Annotated in this window: 5 protein-coding genes and 1 pseudogene; all 6 read left to right on the forward strand. The window is 72.0% G+C overall.

Annotation, left to right across the window (positions count from 1 at the left end; all coding sequences use genetic code 11):
- The first annotated feature begins 12 nt into the window (after window positions 1-12).
- Window positions 13-2,193, forward strand: a complete 2,181-nt coding sequence (gene mrdA / locus LG634_RS05935) for a penicillin-binding protein 2 (protein WP_226732547.1) — start codon at window positions 13-15, stop codon at window positions 2,191-2,193.
- A complete protein-coding gene (gene rodA, locus LG634_RS05940; protein ID WP_226732548.1) occupies window positions 2,190-3,389 on the forward strand; it encodes a rod shape-determining protein RodA in 1,200 nt (399 codons plus the stop codon). Before mrdA ends, rodA begins: the two co-directional genes overlap by 4 nt.
- 90 nt (window positions 3,390-3,479) lie before the next feature.
- Window positions 3,480-5,018: a CYTH and CHAD domain-containing protein gene (locus LG634_RS05945; protein ID WP_226732549.1), complete on the forward strand. Its 1,539-nt coding sequence runs from the start codon at window positions 3,480-3,482 to the stop codon at window positions 5,016-5,018.
- Window positions 5,019-5,100: 82 nt separating this feature from the next.
- Window positions 5,101-7,026 carry a TIGR03960 family B12-binding radical SAM protein gene (locus tag LG634_RS05950; protein WP_226732550.1) on the forward strand — a complete coding sequence of 642 codons (1,926 nt, stop codon included), beginning with the start codon at window positions 5,101-5,103 and terminating at the stop codon, window positions 7,024-7,026.
- A 389-nt stretch (window positions 7,027-7,415) separates the two neighbouring features.
- On the forward strand, window positions 7,416-8,192 hold the full coding sequence (locus tag LG634_RS05955; RefSeq protein WP_226732551.1) for a TIGR03936 family radical SAM-associated protein: 777 nt from the start codon (window positions 7,416-7,418) through the stop codon (window positions 8,190-8,192).
- Between the two features lie 234 nt (window positions 8,193-8,426).
- Window positions 8,427-9,039: pseudogene (locus tag LG634_RS05960) on the forward strand (hypothetical protein); the annotation flags it as partial.

Genomic DNA, 9,039 nt, shown 5'->3' on the forward strand with positions numbered 1-9,039 from the left:
GGGGGACCAGGCGTGACCAACATTCCCGAGACCGGCCGCACCCCCCGGGTGCAGATCCGGCTCGTCATCATCCAGGTGATCGTCTTCTCGCTGCTGTTCACCCTCGGCGGGCGGCTCTGGTACCTCCAGATCCGCAACGGCGACGAGTACACCGACGAGGCGAAGAGCAACCACGTCCAGCGGGTCGTCCACCCCGCCGTGCGCGGTTCGATCCTCGACGCCCGCGGCGTCCCGCTGGCCGACAACGAGACCCGCCTGGTGGTCTCGGCCAGCCGCACCGAGCTGATGAAGATGAAGGACCGGGGCAAGGGCGTCATGACCCGCCTCGCCGACGTCCTGGACATGACCCCCAAGGAGGTCATGGACAAGATCCGGCTGTGCGACTCGCAGACCCCCAAGCCCTGCTGGAACGGCTCCCCCTACCAGCCGATCCCGGTCACCCTCGAAGCCACCACCCAGCAGGCGCTGCAGATCCGCGAGCGCCCCGAGGACTTCCCCGGCATCACCGCCGAGCCCACCGCCGTCCGCCGCTACCCGGCCCCCGGCAAGGCCCGCACCTCGCAGGTGCTCGGCTACCTCTCCCCGGTCACCGACGAGGAGATCCAGAAGGCCAAGGACACCGACTCGCCGCACCTGCGCTCCGACCAGGTCGGCCGCTCCGGCATCGAGCGCACCTACGACAAGCAGCTGCGCGGCAAGGCCGGGGTCACCTCGTACGAGGTCGACAACCTCGGCCGGGTCATGGGCGAGACCGAGTCCGACCCGGGCGTGCCCGGCTCCACCCTCGTCACCAGCATCGACGCCCGGGTGCAGGCCGTCGCCGAGTTCGAACTCGCCGCCGCCATGAAGGAAGTCCGCAAGACCACCGACAAGATCACCGGCCGCAAGTACGAGGCCGACTCCGGCGCCGTCGTCGTCATGGAGTCCAAGACCGGCCGGGTCGTCGCCATGGCCTCCCAGCCCGACTACGACCCCAACGCCTGGGTCGGCGGCATCTCCGCCGCCGACTACGCCAAGCTCACCAGCAAGTCGTCCAACTACCCGCTGCTCAACCGGGCCATCCAGGGGCAGGCGCCGGCCGGCTCCGTCTTCAAGGTGGTGTCCGCGAGCGCGGCCGTGCGCGCCGGCTTCGACTTCAACGACAAGTACCTGTGCAGCTCCTCGTACAGCATGGGCAACCGGAGCTTCGCGAACTTCGAGTCGCAGGGGCACGGACCCATCACCCTCGGGGACGCGCTCAAGTACTCCTGCAACACCGTCTTCTACCGCCTCGGCCACCAGGAGTGGCAGCGCGACGGCGGCCTCAAGCCCAAGAAGGGCGCGCACGACTGGTTCTACAAGACCGCCCACGACTTCGGCTTCGGCTCCGAGACCGGCATCGACGTCCCCAACGAGGTGCAGGGCCGGATCCCCGACCGGCAGTGGAAGCAGCGGTTCTGGGAGGCCAACAAGGACGCCTGGTGCAAGCAGGGCAAGAAGGGCGGCACGTACGTCGAGCAGATCGCGTACGAGAGCTGCCTCGAAGGCAACCAGCTCAAGGCCTACGACAGCATCAACTTCTCCATCGGCCAGGGCGACGTGCTCATCACGCCCATCCAGCTGGCCACCGCCTACGCGGCCATCAGCAACGGCGGCACCCTCTTCAACCCCACCATCGGCAAGGCCGTCATCAGCCCTGACGGCAAGCGGATCGACGAGATCAAGCCGCGGTCCCACGGCCGGCTGCCGGTCGGCCCCGAGACCGTCAGGGACCTCGACAAGGGCCTGCGCTCGGTCGTCGAGGCCGGCGGCACGGCAGCCTGGCGGTTCGGCGGCTGGCCGCAGGACAAGATCCCGATGCACGCCAAGACCGGCACCGCCCAGGTCTACGGCAAGCAGACCACCTCGTGGTTCGCGACGTACACCAAGGACTTCACGATCGTCATGACGATCTCCCAGGGCGGCACCGGCTCCGGCGCCTCAGGCCCCGCCGTCCGCAACATCTACGACGCCATGTACGGGCTCGACAAGACCGGCAACCAGGACCTCAGGCGGGCCCTGCTGCCCCGCCCCCAGGCCGGACTGCCGAAGATCGACGCCGACGGCTCCATCGACGCGCCGGCCGTCAAGCCGTACGTCCCGCTGCCGGAGGCACCTCCGACCGGGCAGGCCGGTCCGCCCGGTGAAGTGTGGATGGGCGGGCGGACGCTGTGACCGGAGCGAACAACTTCTCGGTGTCCCGGTACGCACCCGAGCGCGGACCGCTCGCCAGGCTGACCGCACGCGACTCGCTGCTGCGCCGGCTCGACTGGCCGATACTGCTCTCCGCGATCGCGCTGTCCTTCATCGGCGCGCTCCTCGTGTGGTCGGCCACCCGCAACCGGACCCAGCTCAACCAGGGCGACCCGTACTACTTCCTGGCGCGGCACGCCCTGAACACCGGCATCGGGCTGGTGCTGATGATCGGCACCGTCTGGCTCGGCCACCGCACCCTGCGCGGCGCGGTGCCGGTCCTCTACGGGCTCTCGCTCGTGCTCGTGCTGGCCGTGCTCACGCCGCTCGGCGCCACCATCAACGGTGCGCACGCGTGGATCGTGATCGGCGGCGGCTTCTCCCTCCAGCCCAGCGAGTTCTGCAAGATCACCATCATCCTGGGGATGGCGATGCTGCTGGCCGCCCGCGTGGACGCGGGCGACCTGGTGCACCCCGACCACCGGACCGTGATGAAGTCGCTGTGCCTGGCCGCCGCGCCCATGGGCATCGTCATGCTGATGCCCGACCTGGGCTCCGTCATGGTCATGGTGGTGATCGTCCTCGGCGTGCTGCTGGCCTCGGGCGCCTCCAACCGGTGGGTGTTCGGCCTGCTGGGATCCGGGGTCGTCGGCGCGCTCCTGGTCTGGCAGCTCGGCGTCCTCGACGAATACCAGATCAACCGGTTCGCGGCCTTCGCCAACCCGGAGCTGGACCCGGCGGGCGTCGGCTACAACACCAACCAGGCGCGGATCGCGATCGGCTCGGGCGGGCTGCTGGGCTCCGGCCTCTTCAAGGGCTCGCAGACCACCGGCCAGTTCGTGCCCGAGCAGCAGACCGACTTCGTCTTCACGGTGGCCGGCGAGGAGCTGGGCTTCGTCGGCGCCGGGCTGATCCTGGTGCTCCTCGGCATCGTGCTGTGGCGGGCCTGCCTGATCGCCCGCGAGACCACCGAGCTGTACGGGACCATCGTGGCGGCCGGGATCATCGCCTGGTTCGCGTTCCAGTCCTTCGAGAACATCGGGATGACCCTCGGGATCATGCCCGTGGCCGGCCTCCCGCTGCCGTTCGTGTCGTACGGCGGCTCGTCGATGTTCGCGGTCTGGGTGGCGATCGGGCTGCTCCAGTCGATCAAGGTGGAGCGGCCGATGTCGGCTTAGGGCCTCTCTGACGGGGGCGCCCCTGCGCCAGGTTCCGGCTACTTACCCGTAACCCGCCCGATGCGGGCCGTTCAGGACTAAGTTCGGTCCATGGCGGACACGAAGCGCGAGATCGAGCGGAAATTCGAGTTCACGACAGCCAAAGCCGGGCGCCGGTTCCTCGCCGAGCCCCCCGACCTGACCGGGACCGCGGGCATCGCGGCCGTCCTCGACCGGGGCACGGACGACCTCGACGCCGTCTACTACGACACCCCCGACCAGCGGCTCGCCGCCGACGGCCTGACCCTGCGCCGCCGCACCGGCGGCTCCGACGCCGGCTGGCACCTCAAGCTCCCCGTCGCCCCCGGCGTCCGGGACGAGGTGCAGGCCGCCCTCACCGACGACCTCCCGCGGGACCTCGCCGGACTCGTCCGCTCCCGGGTCCGCAGCACCGACCCCGTCCCCCTCGTCCGCCTGCAGTCCGCCCGCCGGGTCCTGCACCTGCTGGACGCGGACGGCGGGCTGCTCGCCGAACTCAGTGCCGACGAGGTCCGCGCCGAACGGCTCACGCTGCCGCGCGCCGTGGCCACCTGGACCGAAGTCGAGGTGGAACTCGCCGACGACGGTGACCCCGCCCTCCTCGACGCCGTCGCCAAACAGCTCAAGAAGGCCGGCCTCGCCCCCTCCGACGCACCCTCCAAACTCGCCCGCGCCCTCGCCGAGACCGGCGCCGAAGCCCCCCGCCGCACCCCGCCCCCCGACGACGGCACCGCCGGCGCCGTCCTCCTGGCACACCTCCACGACCAGGTCCGCGCCCTCGTCGCCCAGGACCCCGCGGTGCGCCGCGACCTGCCCGACGCCGTCCACCAGATGCGCATCGCCACCCGGCGGCTGCGCAGCGCCTTCCGCACCCACCGCCGGATCCTCGACCGGGCCGCCACCGACCCGCTCGGCGAGGAGCTCCGCTGGGTCGCCGCCGAGCTGGGCGTCGACCGAGACCAGGAAGTCCTGCTCGACCGCCTCAAGGACGCCCTCGACGGCCTGCCCCGCACCCTGGCCGACGGCCCGGTCCGCAGCCGGCTGCGGACCTGGAACAAGACCCGCCGGGCCGGCTCGCGGCGCCGCGCGCTCGCCGTCCTCGACAGCACCCGCTACCTCGGCCTGCTCGACGCGCTCGACGCCCTGCTCGCCGACCCGCCCCTGCGGCCGGCGGCCGCCAAACCGGCCGACGCCGTGTTCCGCAAGGCCGTCCTGCGCGACTACGAACGGCTGGCCGGCCGCATCGACAGCGCCCTCGGCCTGCCGGAGGGCGAAGAGCGCGACCTCGCCCTGCACGACGCCCGCAAGGCCGCCAAACGGGCCCGTTACGCGGCCGAGGCCGCGGCACCCGCCCTCGGCAAGCCGGCCGAGAAGTTCGCCAAGGCCATGAAGTCGGTGCAGACCCTGCTCGGCGACCACCAGGACAGCGTCGTCGCCCGCGAGGCGCTGCGCGGTCTGGCCGCCCAGGCCCGCGACGCCGGCGAGCCCGGCTTCACCTGGGGCCTGCTCTACGGCCGCGAGGAGGCCTTGGCCGAACGCCGCGAACGGGAACTGCCGGAGGTCTGGGAGAAGGCCGCCGCCCCGGGCCTGCGGGACGCCCTCGGCGGCTGACGGCCGATCATGGACGGGGCGGGGGTGGCTGCGCCTCAAGGTACGCTTGAGAGTCACCCCCTGCCCGCTTCACGAAAGTCGCGTGATGTCCGAGTCGGTCTTCCCACAGCTCGAAGCTCTGCTCCCGCATGTGCAGAAGCCCATCCAGTACGTGGGTGGTGAGCTGAACTCCACCGTCAAGAAGTGGGACGAGTGCGACGTCCGTTGGGCGCTGATGTACCCCGACGCGTACGAGGTCGGCCTGCCCAACCAGGGCGTCATGATCCTGTACGAGGTACTCAACGAGCGCGACGGCGTCCTGGCCGAGCGCACGTACAGCGTGTGGCCGGACCTCGAAGCCCTGATGCGCGAGCACGACGTGCCGCAGTTCACGGTCGACAGCCACCGCCCGGTGAAGGCCTTCGACGTGTTCGGCCTGTCCTTCTCCACGGAGCTGGGCTACACGAACATGCTCACGGCCCTGGACCTGGCGGGCATCCCGCTGTCCGCCAAGGACCGCGGCCTCGACGACCCGATCGTCCTCGCGGGCGGCCACGCGGCCTTCAACCCCGAGCCGATCGCCGAGTTCATCGACTGCGCGGTCATCGGCGACGGCGAGCAGGCCGTCCTCGACATGACCGAGATCATCCGCGCCTGGAAGGCCGAGGGCCGCCCGGGCGGGCGCGAAGAGGTCCTGCTGCGCCTGGCGAAGACCGGCGGCGTGTACGTCCCGGGCTTCTACGACGTCGAGTACCTGCCGGACGGCCGCATCGGGCGCGTCGTGCCGAACCGCTCCGGCGTGCCGTGGCGGGTGTCCAAGCACACCGTGATGGACCTGGACGAGTGGCCGTACCCGAAGCAGCCGCTGGTGCCGCTCGCCGAGACGGTCCACGAGCGGATGTCCGTCGAGATCTTCCGCGGCTGCACCCGCGGCTGCCGCTTCTGCCAGGCCGGCATGATCACGCGCCCCGTGCGGGAGCGAAGCATCACCGGCATCGGCGAGATGGTGGAGAAGGGCCTCAAGGCGACCGGCTTCGAGGAGGTCGGCCTGCTGTCGCTGTCCTCCGCGGACCACACCGAGATCGGTGACATCGCCAAGGGCCTCGCGGACCGCTACGCGGACGACAAGGTGGGCCTGTCCCTGCCCTCGACCCGCGTCGACGCGTTCAACGTGGACCTCGCGAACGAGCTGACCCGCAACGGCCGCCGGTCCGGCCTGACCTTCGCCCCCGAGGGCGGCTCCGAGCGCATGCGCAAGGTCATCAACAAGATGGTCTCGGAAGAGGACCTGATCCGGACCGTCGCCACCGCGTACGGCAACGGCTGGCGCCAGGTGAAGCTGTACTTCATGTGCGGCCTGCCGACCGAGACCGACGAGGACGTGCTCCAGATCGGCGACATGGCGGTCAACGTGATCGCCAAGGGCCGCGAGGTCTCCGGGCAGAACGACATCCGCTGCACCGTCTCCATCGGCGGTTTCGTGCCGAAGCCGCACACGCCGTTCCAGTGGGCCCCGCAGCTCTCCGCGGAGGAGACGGACGCCCGCCTGGAGAAGCTCCGCGACAAGATCCGCGGCGACAAGAAGTACGGCCGCTCCATCGGCTTCCGCTACCACGACGGCAAGCCGGGCATCGTCGAGGGCCTGCTCTCCCGCGGCGACCGCCGCATCGGCGACGTCATCCGCGCCGTGTACGAGGACGGCGGCCGCTTCGACGGCTGGCGCGAGCACTTCTCGTACGACCGCTGGATGCAGGCCGCGGAGAAGGCCCTGCCCGGGTACGGCGTGGACGTCGCCTGGTACACGACGCGCGAGCGCACGTACGAGGAGGTCCTGCCCTGGGACCACCTCGACTCGGGCCTCGACAAGGACTGGCTCTGGGAGGACTGGCAGGACGCCCTCGACGAGACCGAGGTCGAGGACTGCCGCTGGACCCCGTGCTTCGACTGCGGCGTCTGCCCGCAGATGGACACCCAGATCCAGATCGGCCCCACCGGCAAGAAGCTGCTGCCGCTCAGCGTGGTGAAGTAGCTCCCGCCGCTGTTCCGTCCCTCACACGTATGCCCCCGCCGGGTTCGCCCCCGGCGGGGGCATACGTGCTCGGGTCGGCATGCCCGGTCTGCCGGTCGCCGTCACGGCGCGGGCGCACCGCCCGGCCGGGCCGGGTTCCATCGGCTGAGCCCCTGCGGCGGTACTTCCGGGAACCGCGGAGGTCACGGGCGCGTACTCTGGGTAGTACGACAGCCGACGGTGCGGCGACCGCCTCCGAGATCTCCCTGCGCAAGCGGGCGTGAGCCGGGGGCAGGGAGCGGCCGTCCGGCCCGACAGACCTCAGGGCGACGCGCGAGCCGCGGAGCCCCGCACAAGGAGAAGAACCACTGGGCAAGCGACAGCCCGAAGGCCCGCCGCCCGCACCGGCGGTGCAGCGCATCCGACTGCGCTACACCAAGCGCGGCCGCCTCCGGTTCACCAGCCACCGAGACTTCCAGCGGGCCTTCGAGCGGGCCCTGCGCCGCGCCGAGGTGCCCATGGCGTACTCGGCCGGCTTCACCCCGCACCCGAAGGTCTCGTACGCGAACGCCGCTCCGACCGGCACCGGCTCCGAGGCCGAGTACCTGGAGATCGCGCTCACCGCGGCCCGCGACCCCGAGAAGCTCCGCGAGCTGCTCGACGAGTCACTGCCGGACGGCCTCGACATCACCGACGCCGTCGAGGCCCGCACCTCCGGCCTCGCCGACCGGCTCACCGCCTCCGTCTGGGAGCTGCGGCTGGAAGGCGTCGAACACGCCGAGGCCGAGCGGGCCACCGCCGCGTTCCTCGGAGCCGAGAGCGTCGAGGTCCAGCGCCGTACCAAGAACGGCCTGCGGACCTTCGACACCCGCGGTGCTGTAGTCAGCCTCGAGGCGCTTCCTGCCCCGGCTGATAGGACCGCGGACAATGCCTGTGCGATACTGCGCCTGGTTGTTCGGCACGTGACACCTGCCGTGCGACCCGACGACGTCCTGTCCGGTCTCCGAGCTGTGGCCGACCTGGCGCCGCCGGTCCCCGCAGCGGTGACCAGGCTGGCGCAGGGGCTCTTCGACGAGGAGTCCGGCACGGTGACCGACCCGCTCGCGCCCGACCGCGAGGCAGTCACGGCCGCCCCACCCACGGCCGCCGCAGCTGCCGACGCGAAGGCGCCGGAAGGTTCCGCGTAGGGACTGTCGTCGCACGCGCAGCCCTCGAACTCGGGAGCCACCTGGGTCGGGCCGCGCACCGACCTGAAGACTTCCGCCAGGCCGTACGGACATCACGTACGGAACCGGCGGCTCGGACAACAGCTCCCGTGCGGTGCACGCGCCCCGGAGGCCGGTCCGCGCACGTTGATGCGCGGACCGCGCCGGACCGGATGTCAGCCGCGGCGCCCGGGAGCGTGACGGGAGAACCCCCGCATGCTCAACAACGAACCCCTTCACAACGGCGCTGACGACAGCCCCAGTGACACCCTGCCGCCGCGCCGCCGGCGCCGCGCGGCGTCCCGCCCGGCCGGCCCGCCCGGCGGTGCCGTGACCCCCGAGCCGGCTGCCGAGGCCGCTCCTGCCGCCGCGCCGGCCGCCGACGAGGCCCCCGCCGCCGCCCCGGCCCGTACCCGCCGCCGCGCCACCCGCGCCGCGACCACCGCCGCCGTCGCCGAGACCCCGGCCGTCGTCGAGGCTCCGGCTGTCGAGCCGGTCGTCGAGGAGGCTGCTCCGGCCGCCGCTCCGGCGCGTTCCCGTCGTCGTGCGACGCGTGCCGCGGCTGCTCCGGTGGCCGAGACCCCGGCCGTCGCCGAGGCTGCGGCTGTCGAGCCGGTCGTCGAGGAGGCTGCTCCGGCCGCCGCTCCGGCGCGTTCCCGTCGTCGTGCGACGCGTGCCGCGGCTGCTCCGGTGGCCGAGACCCCGGCCGTCGCCGAGGCTCCGGCTGTCGAGCCGGTCGTCGAGGAGGCTGCTCCGGCCGCCGCCCCGGCCCGTACCCGCCGCCGCGCCACCCGCGCCGCGACCACCGCCGTCGAGGCCCCGGCCGTGA

Origin of the sequence: Streptomyces bambusae, assembly GCF_020532645.1 — a bacterium.
GTDB lineage: Bacteria > Actinomycetota > Actinomycetes > Streptomycetales > Streptomycetaceae > Streptomyces > Streptomyces bambusae.

What these genes read in the sequence shown, in the direction of transcription:
- LG634_RS05945 (WP_226732549.1), top strand. Translation starts at nt 3,480, where the DNA reads ATGGCGGACACGAAGCGCGAGATCGAGCGGAAATTCGAGTTCACGACA.